Below are 15,390 nucleotides of genomic sequence, written 5' to 3'. Positions count from 1 at the left end.
ATGCGGAAGTGGACCTTCACGTCGCCAGCCTCCGCTCCAGCTCGACAAGGACCTCGCCCGACCCCCAGATCCGGCCCGGCTCGTTCAGGATCGTCTCGGCAACGACGTCCGAGCAGTGGATCGCGAACCCGTGAGGGCTGCACCAGGAACGCATCTCCCGGGCGAGCTTGACCATGCGGCGGATGGCAGCCCGCTCGTCCACCGAAGGCTCCACGAGCAGGGCCCCAGGCGGGATGGGAGGCTCCGCAGGTGGCCATTCGACCGACAGTTCTCCATGTGCACGGCGGGGCTCACGCGGCTTGCGCCTCCAGAACTTCACGACACCGCCTCCCAGGTCCAGCGCTCTCCGTCGCGACGCGCCCGTGCTGGCCGGGCTTGACGGGCGGACCGTCCAGGTTGGCGATGTGGTCGTGCAGGGCGCACTCCATGAGCGCGTCGTCCAGCCGTTCGCGGAGAGGGTGGCGGACCGTGAAGGTCTCCGCGCCGAACTGGACGATGTGCTCGACCTCCCTGTCCTCCAACAGGGTGGAAACCGCGTCCGGGCGCGGGCAGTGAATGAACGAGCAGGTGCGCGCGGCCCATCCCAGGAGTGGGAGACGTCCACTTGATCGCCCTTGCGGGAAGGCCCTCCGCACCAGATGCAGCGGGTAAGCAAGCGGCGGCGGAGCCTCTGGAGAGCGTGGACCTGGATCTTCCAGTGGGTGATGTGAAATCGCCACCCATGGTGGAACTTCCACTGCCAGTTACCTTCAGCGTCCTGGACTCGGGAGTGCTGCTTGCAGACCTCGCCCGAGTCGTGGCCGCCCGGCTCGCGATGCCAGACAGTGACAGCCGACGGGAAGTAGAAGCCGTGCCCGGCGAGATTCCAGTGCGAGTAGCCGATCCGCCAGCGCCCCGGATATGGGGACTTGGTCTTGTACGGCCACGGGCGGCGGATCACGAAGGCGACGACGAGCGGATCATGCATGGTCGCAGTCCTCCGTGACGGCCGCACGCTGCAGCCGGTCGATCTCGGCCGCGAGCAGCGCCCCCGCCTTGACGAGCGTCCCGATCGGATCGTCGCGGACCGGCTTGTACGCCCTCCTCGACCACGGCCACACCTCATCCGCCCAAGCCGTCCAGACGGAGGCCCCGGACATCCGGGCAGCGGCGACGGCGTACGCGGCTGCCGCCCCCGCGAGTTGCCCTCGGGTGTGCTGGTCGTCATGCCCGGCCGTCCAGCCCTCCTGCTCGATCTGGCGCTGCCGCTCGGCCGCGATCAGTTCTGCTCCGGTCATCTGATGTCTCCTTAGGGGGTAGGCGGCATGGACGACAGCAGCACCTCGTCCATGGGCAGTACGGGCAGATCGAGCGACCGGGCGACCGCCACCTCGGCTTGGGCGCCCCGCGAGCCCTCCCACCCGGGCAGGACCACCACGGCGTCAGCATGAGCGGCGATCCACGCCAGGTCGGAGGCCATGCACTCCCGCAGTGCGGCCCGAGCGGCGTCAGGGTCGGCGGCCTGGTGCACGGTGTCGTGCTCGGCCGGATTGCGCACCTCGTAGCCGAGGGCCCGCAGCCGGTCGGCCGCCGCGTGGAAGGCCGGGTGGTTGAAGTCCTTGATCCCCCGCATTGGGCCGGCGAGGTAGGCCCTCACCGGGTCGGCTCCTGCCCGGTGTAGCCGTTGACGATCAGCTCGCGGGCGTACGGGTCTGCCACCTGGCCCACCCATTCGGCAACCTGCTCGTCGCTGGGCTCCTCCGCATGGACCGGTGCCCACGGTGTGGCAGTGACGGTGCGGGCTACCGCCGTGGCGTCCTCCGGCAGGCCCGCCTGGCGCTGGTAGTGGCGGGTCCGGATGGCGGCCAGATGGGCGTTGACCGCCCTGTCCGGGTGGTCCTTGTGCACCACGGGGTAGACGACCTTGACCGTGCCGCCCAGCGCGGACTTCTCCGTGTAGTCGATCGAATATTCGACATGCGTTCCGGGCGCATAAGGGCTCATTTCGATCCTGCCTCCGGGGTGAATCTGCGGGTGGGGATGCCCGCCTTCTCTGCACGGTCGGCCGTGAACGAGGCACCGTGAGAGCCGTGCGGCTGCGGGCGGCGGCAGTCCTTTCTGATGCACGGCATGATGAACGCCAGGCAGAGGTTGGCGCCCATGTCCACCATGCGGGCGTCACGGTGCAAGCCCGCGGCCGGACAGAACGTGCCGCCGCCGATGCGCCGGCGGCGATGCCGCGGCGTGCACTTGGGCCCGTTGCAGGTCGCCCAGTCGGCCTCCACGACCTCGGGGACGAACCCGTGCTGGCGGAGCAACTCGTCGGCGAGAGCGTCCGCGCCGGTCTTGCATCCGCCATGCCGCCACTTCACCTTGCGACCCTCGGTGAGGGCGTCGTGCCAGGTTTCCAAGATGGCGAAGTGGAGGGCTTCCCGGTCGGTCCAGTCCCGGGAGCCGGTGATGAGCACCACGAAGTCGTCAGGCATCGCCATTCGCCTCCCCGACGACGACAGCAACCGTGAAGTCAACCGGCACGCCTGCGGCCTCCGCCGACGTGTTCGCCTCGTCGCGCTCACGGGATGCCGCCGCCCGCGAGTCGTGCAGGAAGCCGTGAACGTGATCACCGACGTGGGTGCGCTCCACAACGATCCAGCCGAGGGGCTCGCGGGCATACGCCGAGCCGTCCGGCAGCGCTTCCACGGCGTCCAACGTCGGACATGGGTGTGGGGTTACCTGGCCTCGGCAGCGTGACCCGTTCCACCCGGAGCATTCGGTGCAGATCATGATCCCGGCACGCTTGAGCGGCTGGTGGAGTTCACGGATGCGGGCGATGGCCGCCTCGGCCCGCCCCAGCTTCGCCTGACTCAGGTCGAGCGCTTGGCCGATGAGCATCGCGTGGTCACCACGCTTGTGGGCGAGCTCGTGAAGCTCTGAGAGCGCCCCAGCGCCTCCCGAGTCATCCGGTCGCCCCATCACCCCTTGAGAGGTGGACTCGGCTTCGCTCGTGGACGCTGGGTGCGTTCCTGGCCCATCCGGGGCGGCGGGCTCGAACGCCTTATCGAGAGCAGCCAGGATCCGGCGGGAGTCGAGCGTGAAGTTGCCGCCTATGAACGCGCTCTTGCGCAGGATGTTGAGCACCACCGGGACGCGGGGGTCGTCCTTGGCGCACAGAGGGAATTCAGGCATCGGCCACCTCCGGGTTTGCGACCTCCAGCAGGACGGCGGCGTGGCAGTCGTCCGACTTCCCCGGCGCCGGGAGCGGGCACCAGCAGGCGAGGTCCTTGCCCGCGAGTTCGCGCCGGATCTCCTCCACGGACGGGTAGGCGTCGCCGTACACACCGTGGAGGAGATCCGCCTCGAAGAACTTGGTTGCGAAGTAGCGCGCAGTGTCCAGGCCGTTGTAGGCGGGCCCGCCGTGGTGGTCGAGCAGGCTGCCGTGGACGCGGTACATGAGGCGTCCGTGGTGCGCGCTGCGTTCGGGTGTGATCCGGATCGGGTTGCCCCACCTGCTCGGGCGGCTCACCACCACCGCACCTTCCGGCTTACGCCAGCCCTTCGTACGGCGGAGCTGAATGCGCTCAGGCACCACGATCTCCCTTCGGCTGGAACGCCCGGCTGGCGACCCTGGCTGCGCAGTTGATCCCGCTCACGAACGTCCGCCGCAGGTTGCTGGCGGGCTTGTGGACGCGGATCAGGTGGGCGATGTGCGCGGCGAGGATCGGCGCCGCCGCCTCCACCGCAGCGCGGGCCAACTCCTTGTCGTGGTCCATCCACGTGCCGCCCGACGGCGGCTCAGAGAACAGCTTCCGGCTGATCGCGTCAGCTGCCGCCTGGACAGCCTTCTCTGGGATGTCACCCATGGTTCTCCTCCCACCAGATCAGGGCCTCCTCGCGCTCATTGGCGATCTCGGCCTGCCGTTCCGGCTCTCGGCACTTGAAGGACCGGGATTCCAGGTCGCTCCGCCGGAGAATCACCCGATACGGTTCTCCGACGACCTCCAACCGCCCGTCCGAATGCCTGACCAAGGCAGGGTTGTCGTGCTCCGGCGTGGACAGTCCGGCGATGTGGGCGGCGGTGATCGCGGAATGGGCTTCCGCTGGGATCTCAGGCATCGTCGCCTCCGCAGCATTCGGCCAGGTAGCCGCCCTCCCCGTCCCAGCGGATCTCGTCGCCCTCCTCGAAACGCTCACCGCACCCGGCGCAGTCGCCCGGAAACTGGGCTGCGAACCACCTGCCGTACAGGCGGGGCTCAGGCGGCGGGGCCGGACGGCAGTGCGCGCACTGCTCCCTGATGAGCTCGGTCAGCTCGCACCGGTCAGCCATCCCGACCCCCATCCGACCCGCGGTTCCCCATCCAGACGATCCGCTCGGCGAAAGCTCCACGGCTGGCCGCCTTCACCCGGCGAAGGCCCTCCAGCCGCGCGACATCCACACCCGCGTGGTCGGCCAGGGGCGTAGACAACCTCCAGGATGTCGGCGAGCTCCTCCGGATCGCCGGACGCCAGGAACTCTTCGACCTCTTCGCCGAGCTTGGCTCGCAAAAGGTCGCCGACCTCACCGGGGGCGGCCTGCCGTACTATCGGGTCCCCGCCCCGGGAGCGGATCAGGTCGGGGATGTGGTCGCGCACCAGCTTGGGCTCACGCACCCTGGCCTCCCGCGAGTGCCAGACCCGCGTCGGCGTACCTGTCCCGCAGGTACTCCTGGAAGGCGTGCTCCGGGACGCGGATCTGCCGACCCACCTTGATGGCGGGCAGCTCGCCCCGGTGGATCAGCCGGTAGGCGGTCATCCGGGCGACCCGGAGGGTGGTTGCTATCTCAAGCACCGTCAAGTACTTCACGGTGCTCAGGTCTACGACGTCGGCGGGCGGGGCCAGGCGGTCGGCCACCTGCCGGACGACGGCGCCGATGTCCCTGCGCGCGGCCGCGGCCTGAAGCCCTGAGTCGATGCCCACGGTCATCTCCTTGCGTTGGGGGGTGTTCACTGCACGGCCCGTAGGTCGGGGCGGCCGCGCTGTTCCTGGACGTCCTCGAAGTCGGCGAACCGGGCGTAGTGGAGCTGGTTGACCACGGTGATCGTGGCGGTGGGGCCGTTCCTGTTCTTGGCCACGATCAGGTCGGCGGTGCCCGCTCGCGGCGAGTCCGGGTCGTAGTGGTCCTCCCGGTGGAGCAGGATCACTACGTCGGCGTCCTGCTCGACGGCCCCCGAGTCGCGAAGGTCCGCGGTCTGCGGGCGGCGGTCAGAGCGCTTCTCCGGCTCCCTGTTGAGCTGCGACAGCAGGACCACCGGCACGTCGAACTCGCCGGCGAGCACCTTGAACTCCCGGGAGAGCGCCGCCACCTCCTGCTGCCTGGTCTCCGCCTTCGGCGGCGCCATCAGCCCCAGGTAGTCCACGACGACCAGGCCGAGCGGCCCGGTCCGGGACAGGGTGCGCAGCGTCGCCCGGATCCGCTCGATCGAGCAGCCCGGCGTGTGGTCGATCGTCAGCGGCGCCGCAGCGATCCTCGCGCCCACCTCGGCCACCTTGTCCAGATCGGCCGGGGACAACTGCCTCTGCTTGATCGCCCTGAACTGCACGCCCGACTCGGCCGCCACCATGCGCTCCAGCACCTGGCGGCGGGTCATCTCCAGCGTGAACATCACCGTGCGCTGCCCGTGCCGGACCGCGGCCGACCGGATTATGTCTGCCGCAACGGTGGTCTTCCCGATGGACGGCCTCGCCCCGACCACGATCAGTTCGCCGGACCGGAAAACCTCCAGCAGGGCGGCCAAGTCCAGGTACGGCGGCACAACACCGGGGGTGGTCTCCGGCGGGTTTTCCAGGTCCTCCAGCAGGGAGACCATCTCGTCGGCGACGCTCAGCGGCAGATCCCCCACCCGGCCGGCCGCCACCTCGTCCAGGCGTTTGCGGATCAGGTCCAAGGTGGCGCCGCCGTCCCATCGGGACCTGCCGGTCTCCTGGATCCCCCACGTGAGCGCCGCCCAGGCTCCACGCCGGTCGGCGTCCCTCGCCACCCGGCTCGCGTACCAGCCGACGGAAGCGGGCAGGCAGGCAGCTCGCATCAGGTCGTGCAGGTAGGCCCCGCCACCGGCTCGGGCGAGCTCCCCGCGGTCCTGAAGCTCGACCATCACCGCCGCCAGCGCGACCTTCCGGCCGTCATCCAGGATCGCCTTCGCGGCGGCAAACACGAGTTGGTGGGCCGGCCGGTAGAAGTCGTCCGGCCGGAGCAGGGTGACCGCCTCCTCCAGCGCCTCCTGCCACTCGATCGCGGCCCCCAGGATCGCCATCTCCGCGGCGATGACCTCGGGGCCGGCCGTCCACTCGTTGGCGAACCCGTCAGTGTCGTCGGTCATCCGGCCGCCCTCCGGTCTGCCCCGTCCAGGACCACGACGGCGGCCTCGTGGCCCAGCCGGGAGGTGATCCGCTCCCCGCGCTCGCCCAGCGCTTCATCAAAGTCGGTCAGGTTCGAGGTGATGCCGGTCGGCCGACCCCACGACCAGCGCTCATCCACGACCGGGGTTAGGCAGTCCACCGCCCATTCGTTGATCCGCGTGGATCCGAAGTCGTCCAGCACCAGCACGCCGGCCTGCCGCATCACGCGAAGCGCCTGCCGGTCGACGGGCGGCCCTACCGCCTCCTGCCAGTCCGCGGCCGTGGCGAACACGATCGAGCCTGCGTACCCGGCGGCCACCGCGCGCTCCAGCACCTCCCACAGACTCCACGTCTTGGTCGTTCCGGTGCCGCCGACCAGCACCAAGGTCCGGGCTGTGTTGTCGAACAGGCGAGATCCCCACTCAGCGATCTCATCGCGGAGGGGGCCCTTGTGCCGTAGCAGCAGCGGGCGGCGGGTCTGGAAGGCGGCGAGGCGGCGCCGACGGTGCTCGTCGTGCCAGTCGACGAGGGGCGTGACGGTCATGATCTATTCCTGTTCCCGAAGACTTTGGATGCGTCGTAGGAGCCACGAGCGGGGAGGGGTTCGGCGGGGCGCGGCGAGGCCCTCGCCCTATCCGTGCGGACAGCAGCCCGCTCCCGTTCCTCCTCGATCTGGCCGTGGGCGAACTGGATGCTGGCACCGGACACGGGCTTCTTCTCGCGCCCGAGCCGGTCGAGGGCGAAGGCGACCTCGTCGCGGGTGAACCCATTGCCGAGGGCGCCCCGAATCACTGTCATGATCGCCACGAAGCGTTGGGAGTTCTTGTACCGCTCGCGAAACTTCTTGGCGAGATCTTGCGCTTGCTGGTCGAGTTCGTCGCGTTCGGCCTTGGTTCGCCGACGACGGGGTTGCTTGGTCCCCCCGGATCCGGTATCGCGCGTACCCGCGTTGGTGTTCTCTCCCGTAGGGAGAGAACCACCGGGTGTATCACCGGACGTATCGGCGGAACTGTGGTTCCCCTCCCTCTGCCCTACAGTTCCGCCCGGGTCTGTAGTTCCGCCCGGAACCACAGTTCCCCCCGAAATGCCCTCATCTGCGGTGTTGTCGGGGCCGGGCTCTGGGTTCCCCCCGGAACTGTGGTTCCGGGCGGAACTACAGTTCCCCTCCAATTCGCGGGTCCGCTCCATCGCCAAGTCCCACACCACCGGCCGCTCGTCGGCCGCGAGATGAGCCACCAGCGACTGGTCGCCACGCCGGATCAGCTTCAGCTCCTCCAGCTGGGCCAGATCCTTCCGTGCGGCACGCTCACCCTTCTTCGCCCACTGGGCCAACGTCGCCTGCCCCGGCCATGCAGCCCGGCCTCCACTGTCTGCCTTGTTGGCCAAGCCCATGAGCACGCCGAGCAGATGCGGCGGAAAGTCCGGAGCATCCTCCAGGACCCACTTCATTGCTTCGACGCTCATGTGCTTGACGGCTCCGTTCAGGGTTCGAGGCGATAGGCGCGGCATGCGTGTCTCTCAGCCGGGCACGCTGGCGCCGAGCGCAAGGCTCACAGCCAGTTCGAGCACCTCGTTGGGGCATTCCATGGCGGATTGGCCAGCTATCCCGACGTTCGCCTCGTCCCAGCGGGCGGCGGCCTGGCGGAGGTAATCCGAGCCGACACCGTCCGGGAGGTGGCGCAGCCAGTCCCGCAGCTGTTCGTGGTCGCGCCCCTGCTCGACGACTTGCCAGTGCCCCATAGACGCTGCCGCCCGGATGAGGTCGGAGCGGGTTGGCTGGTGGTCGCCCGCGGCCAGGCGGACTCGCCAGATCAGGAGCCGCCGTTCGAGTGGGATAAAGCTGTCGAGGTAGGCCAGGGCGTCTACGTAGTAGTCGATCTCTTCGGTCGTTTCGCGCGGATCGGGTCGCTCGGGCAGGTAGCGGAAGAGGTCGGTCTCGCGGGCCTCACCTGCCTGGCTCGTAGCGGCCACCAGTTCGTCTTCCGTGTAACCGCAGGCGATGGCCAGGATGAGGGAGACGCCGAACTCATGAGACTCCCTGACGGTGAGTCCGGCATCGACGGTGTAGACGTGCCACCGCAGGCCGCAGGCGACCTCCATCTCGCAGGCCCACTCGGTGAGGGGGTCGAGGACGGGCTCCTCGTCCTCCCGGGGTTCGCGTGCGGCCAGCACCGCCCGGAAGTCAGCCTGGGGCACGTCGGCCACCACGGGGGCGCCCAGCGGGACGTCGCTCTTGCCGGAGTTGCAGCCCTCGCACGCGGTGACCAGGTTGGTCGGCACGTCCCGGCCGCCCTCGGACCGCGGCTTGACGTGGTCGACTTCGAGGACCGCGCCGGCCGTGGCGGTGAGCCCGCAGTAGCGGCAGGCGAAGTTGTCGCGGCGGAAGATCTGGAAGCGGAGGCGCTTGCCGATGGCCATGGGGGTGCTCCCTCGGGGGTAGGGCTATGCGGGGCGGACGCGGGGCGGGTCCTGTCTTCGCTGGCCCTTGCTCGCGCCAACAGCACTTTGACCCGCCCGACCGACAGACGCCGTCCTGTGGATGGATCTGTGGATAACCCGCGATCTGTGGAGAACCCGCTGCTTGTTGGCCATCACGACCACCTGGAGGTCGGCGGTGACCATTCCGCCTACCGCGTCCATCGCCGCCTTCATGCCGCCTCCCGAAGTCGCTCGGCGGGCCTCTGGGAGGCCGTCTGCCGGATGGCCGTCGGAGCGTGCTCAGCGCAGCGTGGACCCACCGGGTACGGGCGAGTGGGTAGAGCCCCACACGGACCTGTCCCGGCCGTGCACGGGCCGCTCAGGCGCGTCAGGACCGGCACCCGGTCGGCCACCGGTACGGCCGACTGCTCGATCCGGGTGGCCGGGTCGTTCGTACGTCCCCGGCATGGGCAGCCGGGGACCGAACACGCGCCCAGGGCGTCGGCCCAGATGGGGTCGTAGATGGGCCAGCCAGAGCGGGTGCGCTCCAGGCTGTCGACATGGCCGCCGTTCTGGTGCCCGCACCGGGCGCAGGCCTGAGCGAGTTCGTCGAGGGGGACCCTGCGCCACCTCATCGGCGCCGCCCCCTCGCAGATTCAGATGCCTGCTTGCGGGCGAGGCGCTTGCCGACGTGGCCTACATGCCAGTGACCACAGTGATCACAGCGATAGATGATCAGCCGGTCGCGGGAGGTGCCCCGGGTGACCTCCCGCTCGATCTGAGCCTCAGCCGCGGCCCGGTCCTTGTTGCGTTTCTTGCCGACGCAGGCGCGGTTCTTGGTGCCGGTCTTCACGCCGCCTCCCGAGGAAGGAGTTCGAGTGCCGCGGCGTACATCCCGAGCAGGTCAGCGACCGCTTCAGTGCCTTCCGCGTCAGCTTCAGCGCGGAGAGCGGGGAGCCCTGACTCGACCGAGGCGAGCACCTCGCCGCGGGTTGCCTGCCTGCCCTCCGCCCACCACGAGACGGCCACCGGGTCACCCACCGAGAGGAGCGTCCGGCCATCCGGGTCCGGGAAGACCTCGAAGTCGTAGGTAACCCAGAGGGCGATCACGCCCGGGTTGCGCGGAATGGACAGTCCGGGCGGCGGCCGATGCCCCTCGGGCAGGCTGCGCTCCCGGCGGCGCATCGCCGGCGTGGTCAGGAACGGGCACGCGCGCACGGCGTACTCGGCGCAGTCCCGGTGGGACGGCGGCTCCGCCGTGGTGCGGGTGATCGTGCACATCGGGCCGAGCACGAATACCTTGTAGTTGCCGAGGGTCTCCCCGCACAGCCAGCAGGCCGAGTATCGCAAGGCGCATTCGATCTTCCCGGGGCCGATCAGCCGGTGGTCGGGCTGGCCGTTCACCCAGGCGATGAACCATGGGCAGACCCGGCCGTGCTTGTCGAGCGGAAGGTGGCGCATCCGGCGCGGGATCGCGGTCATCGCGCGCCCCGAGGATTGACGGTGTATCTACACCGGTTTATGGTGTAGATACACCCACGAGAGAGGTACCGAAAATGAGCACCTACACAGACCGGATCATCGACGCGACCGGGCGCGACGACGCCGCCACGATCGCCATGATCGAGGCGCTCATGCGCGCCGAGGCGGGCGACCTGGAGGCGTTGGACGCGGGAGCCTTCGACAAACTCGCCGCCCGCGCCCTGGACGACGCTGAGGTGCTCCACGTCATGGGGGGAATCGACCTGGTCGCGTTCTGCCAGGAGCAGACCCTCGACGTCCCCGACTGGGTGGCCCGCACCGCCCGGACGGCTTGAGGTGCCCGGAAAGCGTGCCGACGGCGTGCGCATGCGCGGCCTGCCAGTGCACGACGACCTGTGGAAGGCCGCCATGGCCAAAGCCAAGGCGGAAGGCGTGTCGCTGTACGAACTGATCCGCCAGTTCCTGCGGGAGTACGTGGACCGGCGGTAGGTCGCCGGACGAGTGTTCCCGCTCACGCCGACTCCCTGGTCTCAAGGTCGACCAGGTCGAACAGTGTGGGCAGGGATGCCTCGCGTTCGGCGGCCTCCACGTAGGCGACCCCGTCCCGAAAATACTGCGGGTTCAACTCCACGCCGAGGCCTCGGCGGCCCATCCTGATCGCACAGTAGGGCACGGTCATCAGCCCGCCGAACGGGTCGAACACGAGCTCGCCCCGCATCGAGAACTGGTTGATGAGCCGCTCGACGATGTCGAACTGTAATGGACACAAATGGAACTGCTGTCCCTTGCGTTCCTGCATCATGTTGAGCGTCCGCATGCGCGCCACGTCGGTCCACACGTCGGGGTGCCAGGACGGCGGCTGCAGCAGCATGAACCCGGACGGCAGGCGGCGCTTCGCCTCCAGAGCCTCGCCCGCGGCCACGTGCGCCTCGTAGTCGTAGACGTGGGTGAGGTTGTGGTCCCGGAACAGGCGGAACACCTCGTCGGCGGGCAGCCCCACCAGGTCTTCGGGGGCGAGCGGCCGGTCGCCGTTGGAGCGGGCGAACCCGTGCGCGTCGACCTGCCAGCGGTGCCGGGTGAAGTCGGCCTTGGACTTGACGACGGGCTCGTCGGCGTAGCCGTTGCTCGCGTCGGTGGGCGGCTTCCGGAACAGCAGCAGATATTCGGGAAGCCCGGCGCCCATCTTGGTGCCGTCCTTGCACTGTTCGGTCCAGCCGAGGCGGTAGGTCTGGTTGTTCTCCCTGACCACGTCGGTGACGATCGTCTTCATGCCGAGGAAGGCGAAGCCGTGCCCGGTGAAGTGGCTGATCGTTTCGGCGTGGAACGGCTGGACCGTTTGGAAGCCGAGCCCGGTCATGCCGCCGGGGACGATCCGGTCCTTGACGTGGATGGCGGCCACCCGGCCGGGCTTCAGCGTGCGCAGCAGGTGGGGCGTGAGGAAGTCCATCTGCCGCCAGAAGTGGGCGTTGTCCTCGGTGTGGCCGAAGTCGTTGTAGGAGGGCGTGTACTCGTACTGGGTGGCGAACGGGATCGACGTGACGACCAGGTCGACGCTGTCGCCGGGCAGGGTGGAGGTCTCCTCGACGGTGTCGTTGTTGACGAGCCGGTAGGACTCGCCGGCGACCTCGACCCGCTCCACTCCGATGGATCGCCGCATGTGGGCGGCCATGGCCTCGTGTGACAACCCGTACTCCCTGATGATGTCGCCCATGCGGGCAGTCAGCTCGTCGTGCTGGGCCCACTTGCGCTCCAGCTGCTTGCGGATCTCCCGCTCGGCCTCGGTGTAGATCAGGTCGATGCGGACCGGCCGGTCCTGAAGGAAGCGGTGGATGCGGTGGATCGCCTGGATGAAGTCGGCAAACTTGAACCCGATCCCCAGGAAGACCGCGCGGTGGCAGTGCCGCTGGAAGTTGCACCCCGACCCGGCGATGACCGGCTTGGTCGCCAGCAGCCGGAACTCACCGTCGGAGAAGCCGATGATCCGCCGCTCCCGCTCGTCCAAGTCCTGGGAGCCCCACACGGCGGTCACGCCGGGGATCGCGGCCGCGATGGCGTGCCGCTCCGCCTCCAGGTCGTGCCAGAGCAGGAAGTGGTCCTCGGGGGCTTCGGCGACCAGGGACGCCATCACGCCTACGCGGGCCTGGAGGCTTTCCCGCTTCTCCCGGGCGGCGTCCTGCACACCCATCGCGGCGTCGGCGAACAGGGCCGTCCGGCCCTTGCGGTCCACCACACCTTCGGCAGGGATCTCGGACGGCACCTCGTGCCAGACCACCTCCAGCGGAGGCAGGACGTAGCCCTCGTCGCTGTGGCCCAGATCGCTCGGCTTCTGGAGGAACAGCGCCCACGAGGACACCCACAGCCAGAAGTCGGCCTCCATGTGCGGGAGCAGGGTGAGCTTGTCGGCCTTGGTGGAGTCCCGCTTGAAGAACCTGGTCTTGGCCTGCCCAACGTCCATGACGTCGAGGAACGCCGCGTAGGCCAGGAGTTCGATGTACTCGTTCGGGGACGGGGTGGCCGTGGCCACGAACCGGTAGTTGTCGCTGCCCTCGTACAGCTTCATGAACTCGCGGAAGGTCTTGGTCCCGCCGAACCCGCGCAGGACGGCGGCCTCGTCCAAGCTGACGACGTCGAAGGCCCGCGGGTCGAGCTTGCCGTCCCGGACGGACTCGTAGTTCGTCAGATAGATGCCTCCAGCCGATGCCTCGGTGACGGTGCGGATGAACCGCACTTCGAGGCCGAGCAGACGTGCATCGCGGACGAACTCCTGGCGGACGCCCAGCGGCAGCACGATCAGACCGCGGCCGCGGCCGAGCTTGGCCAGCACCAGGCGCACGATCTCCAGCTGGATCAGAGTCTTGCCGAGGCCGAAACTCGCGAACACGGCGCGCCGGCCGCCGCGAACCGCCCACACCACGGCGTCCCGCTGGTGAGGCTTCAGGACCGGGTGAACCTCGGACAGGTCGACGTCCAGCCCGCTCGTGGCAGCGAGAGCAGCTTTGGCCTCAAGGAATTCGGTATAGGTGGTCACGGCGTCACCTGCCGGGGACGGACTAGCAGGCCGACGGTTTCGCCGTGACGCTCGAACCAGTCGACCCCGTACCCAGCCGCCAGCAGATCCGCCTCGACCCCGGCGAGGCGCTGGCGGTTCATCGTCGACCAGTCGCCGACCCGCAGCAGGCCGGTGCGTTTGTCCATCACCAGGACGTGATCGCTGTCCGACTCGTGTTCGAGAATCGCGAATCCGTCGCCGGACACGGTCCAATGCTCGTGCCCGGCGACCTCAAGGGCGTCTTGCACCTCGTCGGCGAACGCCGGGAGGTCGAGAATCGGGGCGCTCATGCGAGCCTCAGCACCATGACCAGGCACCGGTAGGAGTCGCTCTCCTGACCGCTGATCAGGGCGGGCTTGTTGCCGGGCTGCATGTGCATGAGCACCTTGTCCTGCTGGACCCCGGTGAGTGCGTCCAGCAGGAACTGAGGCTGGAACGCGATCTCGTGCACGTCTGCACCAGTGAGCTCGCACGGCACGGTTTCGGCGCCGCGCGCCACGTCGGCGGTGCCCGCCTGCACCAGCACCTCGTCGGAGCTGAAGGCCAGCCGGACCGCCGTGTTCTTCTCGGCCACCCGGGCCGCGCGCTTGACCGCACCCATGATCAAGGCCCTGTCGATCGTGGCCAGGATCGGGAGGTCGCCGTACTCGGTGCGCGACGTGTAGTCGATGAACTGCGAGTCGAGCAGCCGCGTGATCACGGTGCGGCCTTCGTACTGGAACCCGATCCGGGATCCGTCCCAGCCGACGGACACGGTTCCGCGCATGCCACCCTTGGCCGCGTCCAGCAGATGGCCGTGAGGGGCCACCACGCCGTCGACCTTGCCGGTGACGTGGGGGGTCCATGGCAGGTCGCGGACGGCGATCCGGTACCGGTCGGTGGCGGCCAGGCTGAGCGTGTCCTCGGAGATGTCCCACCGGATGCCGGTCAGCATGGGCAGCGTGTTGTCCTTGGTGGCGGCCGTGGCGACCTGCTGGATGGCGGTGGCCAGGACGGCGCCGTCAGCGGTGCCCAGGATGGGCGGGGCCTCGGGGATGCTCGGGTAGTCCTCGACGGGGAGGGAGACCAGGGTGTAGGACAGACGCCCGCAGGTGATCGCCATTTCGCGGCCGGACAAGGCCAGGTCCGCGAAGTTCCCCCCGGGCAGGTCCTTGGCGATCTCGGCCAGGACCCGGCCCGGGAGCACGACCCGGCCGGGCTCGGACACGTCGGCAGTCACCGTCGCCTGGAGGACGAAGTCGTAGTCGAAGGCGCTGACCGTGAGCTGGTCGTCGGCCGCCTCCAAGAGCAGGCCAGCCAGGATGGGGATCGCCGGGCGCTGGGTGATGGCGCGGACCGCCCAGGTGACGGTCTCGGCCAGGGTCTGGGGGTCGATGGAGAGTTTCATTTCTGCTCGCTCCCGGCCGCCGTACGGCCCTTCGCGCGCTGCTCGCACGGCGAGCAGTCGCAGTCCTCGTCGTGGAAAAGCTCGGAGGCCAGGGCCTCGTCGAATCGCTCGATGCAGTCCTCACACGTGCCGGGCTGGCGCGGGTCCAGCCAGCCGCACCCCTCGACGGGTTCGGACACCCGGCGCAGGAGGACTTCGCAGTCGTCGAACAGGTGGCCCTCGATGACGCAGCCGCGATCGAAGGTGGACTCCCGAACGGAGACCCCGGCCGGGAACCAGGGGCGCACCCAGCCGGACGGCAGCACAACGTGGTCCCTCATGCCGCTCTCCTCTGCGCGTGGTAGCGGGCCAGGTTGGCGGCCTGGGTGCATGGCTTGCAGATGGCCCGGCGGCGGCCGGTCTCCCGGTCATGGAAGCCGAACTGGTCGGCCGCCCGGTGCTCGCCACAGGCGGTGCATGTACGACCGGCGTTCAGGCGCCGCTCGTGGCGCTCAGGCTCAGTCAGGCCAGCGATGACGCCGCCGGGGTCTCGGTCGTCCTTGAGCGCCATCACCCAGGTCAGGCATTCGACGAAGACCGGGCAGCCAAGGCAGACCTCGACGGCCCGATGCACCCCGAGCACGTTGGCGGGATCCGGGTTCATGAGGGCGGACTGTCCCTCGCATGGCCCGGACGGTGCGTTCTCGGGCAGGGTGAGGGTAG

Annotated in this window: 26 protein-coding genes; 2 read left to right on the top strand and 24 right to left on the bottom strand. The window is 69.1% G+C overall.

Annotated features, from left to right (window positions below; translation table 11 throughout):
• Nucleotides 1–16: 16 nt before the first annotated feature.
• The 19 genes from KIP79_RS03660 to KIP79_RS03570 all read right to left on the bottom strand — a co-directional run bounded on the left by KIP79_RS03660 (nucleotide 17) and on the right by KIP79_RS03570 (nucleotide 10,252).
• Nucleotides 17–202, bottom strand: coding sequence for a hypothetical protein (locus KIP79_RS03660; RefSeq protein ID WP_214103210.1), 186 nt, complete (start codon nucleotides 200–202; stop codon nucleotides 17–19).
• A gap of 88 nt (nucleotides 203–290) precedes the next feature.
• The gene (locus tag KIP79_RS03655; protein WP_308169542.1) at nucleotides 291–635 is read right to left on the bottom strand and encodes a DUF6085 family protein; all 345 of its coding nucleotides are present in this window, start codon (nucleotides 633–635) and stop codon (nucleotides 291–293) included.
• Nucleotides 636–959: 324 nt separating this feature from the next.
• Nucleotides 960–1,277: a hypothetical protein gene (locus tag KIP79_RS03650; protein ID WP_214103208.1), complete on the bottom strand. Its 318-nt coding sequence runs from the start codon at nucleotides 1,275–1,277 to the stop codon at nucleotides 960–962.
• Nucleotides 1,278–1,288: 11 nt separating this feature from the next.
• Complete coding sequence (locus KIP79_RS03645) at nucleotides 1,289–1,636, bottom strand: DUF4406 domain-containing protein (RefSeq protein WP_214103207.1); 348 nt, start codon at nucleotides 1,634–1,636, stop codon at nucleotides 1,289–1,291.
• Nucleotides 1,633–1,983, bottom strand: a complete 351-nt coding sequence (locus tag KIP79_RS03640; protein ID WP_214103206.1) for a hypothetical protein — start codon at nucleotides 1,981–1,983, stop codon at nucleotides 1,633–1,635. The genes KIP79_RS03645 and KIP79_RS03640 overlap by 4 nt, the downstream gene beginning before the upstream one ends.
• Nucleotides 1,980–2,465, bottom strand: coding sequence for an SLOG family protein (locus KIP79_RS03635; RefSeq protein WP_214103205.1), 486 nt, complete (start codon nucleotides 2,463–2,465; stop codon nucleotides 1,980–1,982). Before KIP79_RS03635 ends, KIP79_RS03640 begins: the two co-directional genes overlap by 4 nt.
• Nucleotides 2,458–3,165, bottom strand: a complete 708-nt coding sequence (locus KIP79_RS03630) for a hypothetical protein (protein WP_214103204.1) — start codon at nucleotides 3,163–3,165, stop codon at nucleotides 2,458–2,460. The genes KIP79_RS03635 and KIP79_RS03630 overlap by 8 nt, the downstream gene beginning before the upstream one ends.
• The gene (locus tag KIP79_RS03625) at nucleotides 3,158–3,565 is read right to left on the bottom strand and encodes a DUF4326 domain-containing protein (RefSeq protein ID WP_214103203.1); all 408 of its coding nucleotides are present in this window, start codon (nucleotides 3,563–3,565) and stop codon (nucleotides 3,158–3,160) included. The genes KIP79_RS03630 and KIP79_RS03625 overlap by 8 nt, the downstream gene beginning before the upstream one ends.
• Nucleotides 3,558–3,839, bottom strand: coding sequence for a hypothetical protein (locus KIP79_RS03620; protein ID WP_214103202.1), 282 nt, complete (start codon nucleotides 3,837–3,839; stop codon nucleotides 3,558–3,560). The genes KIP79_RS03625 and KIP79_RS03620 overlap by 8 nt, the downstream gene beginning before the upstream one ends.
• Nucleotides 3,832–4,092 carry a hypothetical protein gene (locus tag KIP79_RS03615; protein ID WP_214103201.1) on the bottom strand — a complete coding sequence of 87 codons (261 nt, stop codon included), beginning with the start codon at nucleotides 4,090–4,092 and terminating at the stop codon, nucleotides 3,832–3,834. Before KIP79_RS03615 ends, KIP79_RS03620 begins: the two co-directional genes overlap by 8 nt.
• Entirely contained in the window at nucleotides 4,085–4,303 is a 219-nt protein-coding gene (locus tag KIP79_RS03610) for a hypothetical protein (protein WP_214103200.1), read from the bottom strand. Before KIP79_RS03610 ends, KIP79_RS03615 begins: the two co-directional genes overlap by 8 nt.
• A gap of 315 nt (nucleotides 4,304–4,618) precedes the next feature.
• Complete coding sequence (locus KIP79_RS46445; protein ID WP_443611854.1) at nucleotides 4,619–4,933, bottom strand: helix-turn-helix domain-containing protein; 315 nt, start codon at nucleotides 4,931–4,933, stop codon at nucleotides 4,619–4,621.
• A 26-nt stretch (nucleotides 4,934–4,959) separates the two neighbouring features.
• Complete coding sequence (locus KIP79_RS03600; protein WP_214103199.1) at nucleotides 4,960–6,333, bottom strand: replicative DNA helicase; 1,374 nt, start codon at nucleotides 6,331–6,333, stop codon at nucleotides 4,960–4,962.
• Nucleotides 6,330–6,896, bottom strand: a complete 567-nt coding sequence (locus KIP79_RS03595) for an ATP-binding protein (RefSeq protein WP_214103198.1) — start codon at nucleotides 6,894–6,896, stop codon at nucleotides 6,330–6,332. The genes KIP79_RS03600 and KIP79_RS03595 overlap by 4 nt, the downstream gene beginning before the upstream one ends.
• Entirely contained in the window at nucleotides 6,893–7,816 is a 924-nt protein-coding gene (locus KIP79_RS03590) for a helix-turn-helix domain-containing protein (RefSeq protein ID WP_214103197.1), read from the bottom strand. The genes KIP79_RS03595 and KIP79_RS03590 overlap by 4 nt, the downstream gene beginning before the upstream one ends.
• Before the next feature lie 54 nt (nucleotides 7,817–7,870).
• Nucleotides 7,871–8,770 carry an HNH endonuclease gene (locus KIP79_RS03585; protein WP_214103196.1) on the bottom strand — a complete coding sequence of 300 codons (900 nt, stop codon included), beginning with the start codon at nucleotides 8,768–8,770 and terminating at the stop codon, nucleotides 7,871–7,873.
• 230 nt (nucleotides 8,771–9,000) lie between these two features.
• Nucleotides 9,001–9,405 carry a hypothetical protein gene (locus KIP79_RS03580; protein ID WP_214103195.1) on the bottom strand — a complete coding sequence of 135 codons (405 nt, stop codon included), beginning with the start codon at nucleotides 9,403–9,405 and terminating at the stop codon, nucleotides 9,001–9,003.
• The gene (locus KIP79_RS03575; protein ID WP_214103194.1) at nucleotides 9,402–9,623 is read right to left on the bottom strand and encodes a hypothetical protein; all 222 of its coding nucleotides are present in this window, start codon (nucleotides 9,621–9,623) and stop codon (nucleotides 9,402–9,404) included. Before KIP79_RS03575 ends, KIP79_RS03580 begins: the two co-directional genes overlap by 4 nt.
• The gene (locus KIP79_RS03570; RefSeq protein WP_214103193.1) at nucleotides 9,620–10,252 is read right to left on the bottom strand and encodes a hypothetical protein; all 633 of its coding nucleotides are present in this window, start codon (nucleotides 10,250–10,252) and stop codon (nucleotides 9,620–9,622) included. The genes KIP79_RS03575 and KIP79_RS03570 overlap by 4 nt, the downstream gene beginning before the upstream one ends.
• Before the next feature lie 74 nt (nucleotides 10,253–10,326).
• Here KIP79_RS03570 and KIP79_RS03565 point away from each other — a divergent pair, with 74 nt between their 5' ends.
• Together KIP79_RS03565 and KIP79_RS03560 are read left to right on the top strand one after the other, a co-directional pair.
• Entirely contained in the window at nucleotides 10,327–10,587 is a 261-nt protein-coding gene (locus KIP79_RS03565) for a hypothetical protein (RefSeq protein WP_214103192.1), read from the top strand.
• Nucleotide 10,588: 1 nt separating this feature from the next.
• The gene (locus tag KIP79_RS03560; protein ID WP_214103191.1) at nucleotides 10,589–10,741 is read left to right on the top strand and encodes a hypothetical protein; all 153 of its coding nucleotides are present in this window, start codon (nucleotides 10,589–10,591) and stop codon (nucleotides 10,739–10,741) included.
• A gap of 22 nt (nucleotides 10,742–10,763) precedes the next feature.
• On the opposite strand, the gene KIP79_RS49185 is transcribed toward KIP79_RS03560, so the two are convergent.
• From KIP79_RS49185 to KIP79_RS03535, 5 genes are read right to left on the bottom strand one after another with little or no spacing between them, the layout of a single operon-like run.
• Entirely contained in the window at nucleotides 10,764–13,280 is a 2,517-nt protein-coding gene (locus tag KIP79_RS49185; protein ID WP_214103190.1) for a DNA methyltransferase, read from the bottom strand.
• A complete protein-coding gene (locus KIP79_RS03550) occupies nucleotides 13,277–13,591 on the bottom strand; it encodes a hypothetical protein (RefSeq protein ID WP_214103189.1) in 315 nt (104 codons plus the stop codon). The genes KIP79_RS49185 and KIP79_RS03550 overlap by 4 nt, the downstream gene beginning before the upstream one ends.
• Entirely contained in the window at nucleotides 13,588–14,688 is a 1,101-nt protein-coding gene (gene dnaN, locus KIP79_RS03545) for a DNA polymerase III subunit beta (protein ID WP_214103188.1), read from the bottom strand. Before dnaN ends, KIP79_RS03550 begins: the two co-directional genes overlap by 4 nt.
• A complete protein-coding gene (locus tag KIP79_RS03540; protein ID WP_214103187.1) occupies nucleotides 14,685–15,008 on the bottom strand; it encodes a hypothetical protein in 324 nt (107 codons plus the stop codon). The genes dnaN and KIP79_RS03540 overlap by 4 nt, the downstream gene beginning before the upstream one ends.
• Nucleotides 15,005–15,331 carry a WhiB family transcriptional regulator gene (locus tag KIP79_RS03535; RefSeq protein ID WP_214103186.1) on the bottom strand — a complete coding sequence of 109 codons (327 nt, stop codon included), beginning with the start codon at nucleotides 15,329–15,331 and terminating at the stop codon, nucleotides 15,005–15,007. The genes KIP79_RS03540 and KIP79_RS03535 overlap by 4 nt, the downstream gene beginning before the upstream one ends.
• Nucleotides 15,332–15,390 lie beyond the last annotated feature (59 nt).

It is taken from the genome of Acrocarpospora catenulata (genome assembly GCF_018476525.1).
Lineage (GTDB): Bacteria > Actinomycetota > Actinomycetes > Streptosporangiales > Streptosporangiaceae > Acrocarpospora > Acrocarpospora catenulata.
The sequence above is the reverse complement of the archived record's forward strand: the minus strand, read 5'-3'. Positions and strand labels throughout refer to the sequence as shown.

Excerpts from the sequence above, each read along its gene's own strand:
- KIP79_RS03580 (WP_214103195.1), bottom strand. The coding sequence starts at position 9,405 with ATGAGGTGGCGCAGGGTCCCCCTCGACGAACTCGCTCAGGCCTGCGCC.
- KIP79_RS03550 (WP_214103189.1), bottom strand. The coding sequence starts at position 13,591 with ATGAGCGCCCCGATTCTCGACCTCCCGGCGTTCGCCGACGAGGTGCAA.
- KIP79_RS03565 (WP_214103192.1), top strand. The coding sequence starts at position 10,327 with ATGAGCACCTACACAGACCGGATCATCGACGCGACCGGGCGCGACGAC.
- KIP79_RS03585 (WP_214103196.1), bottom strand. The coding sequence starts at position 8,770 with ATGGCCATCGGCAAGCGCCTCCGCTTCCAGATCTTCCGCCGCGACAAC.
- KIP79_RS03595 (WP_214103198.1), bottom strand. The coding sequence starts at position 6,896 with ATGACCGTCACGCCCCTCGTCGACTGGCACGACGAGCACCGTCGGCGC.
- KIP79_RS03590 (WP_214103197.1), bottom strand. The coding sequence starts at position 7,816 with ATGAGCGTCGAAGCAATGAAGTGGGTCCTGGAGGATGCTCCGGACTTT.
- KIP79_RS03615 (WP_214103201.1), bottom strand. The coding sequence starts at position 4,092 with ATGCCTGAGATCCCAGCGGAAGCCCATTCCGCGATCACCGCCGCCCAC.
- KIP79_RS03635 (WP_214103205.1), bottom strand. The coding sequence starts at position 2,465 with ATGCCTGACGACTTCGTGGTGCTCATCACCGGCTCCCGGGACTGGACC.
- dnaN (WP_214103188.1), bottom strand. The coding sequence starts at position 14,688 with ATGAAACTCTCCATCGACCCCCAGACCCTGGCCGAGACCGTCACCTGG.
- KIP79_RS03650 (WP_214103208.1), bottom strand. The coding sequence starts at position 1,277 with ATGACCGGAGCAGAACTGATCGCGGCCGAGCGGCAGCGCCAGATCGAG.
- KIP79_RS03535 (WP_214103186.1), bottom strand. The coding sequence starts at position 15,331 with ATGAACCCGGATCCCGCCAACGTGCTCGGGGTGCATCGGGCCGTCGAG.
- KIP79_RS03640 (WP_214103206.1), bottom strand. The coding sequence starts at position 1,983 with ATGAGCCCTTATGCGCCCGGAACGCATGTCGAATATTCGATCGACTAC.
- KIP79_RS03630 (WP_214103204.1), bottom strand. The coding sequence starts at position 3,165 with ATGCCTGAATTCCCTCTGTGCGCCAAGGACGACCCCCGCGTCCCGGTG.
- KIP79_RS03620 (WP_214103202.1), bottom strand. The coding sequence starts at position 3,839 with ATGGGTGACATCCCAGAGAAGGCTGTCCAGGCGGCAGCTGACGCGATC.
- KIP79_RS03610 (WP_214103200.1), bottom strand. The coding sequence starts at position 4,303 with ATGGCTGACCGGTGCGAGCTGACCGAGCTCATCAGGGAGCAGTGCGCG.
- KIP79_RS03540 (WP_214103187.1), bottom strand. The coding sequence starts at position 15,008 with ATGAGGGACCACGTTGTGCTGCCGTCCGGCTGGGTGCGCCCCTGGTTC.
- KIP79_RS03570 (WP_214103193.1), bottom strand. The coding sequence starts at position 10,252 with ATGACCGCGATCCCGCGCCGGATGCGCCACCTTCCGCTCGACAAGCAC.
- KIP79_RS03600 (WP_214103199.1), bottom strand. The coding sequence starts at position 6,333 with ATGACCGACGACACTGACGGGTTCGCCAACGAGTGGACGGCCGGCCCC.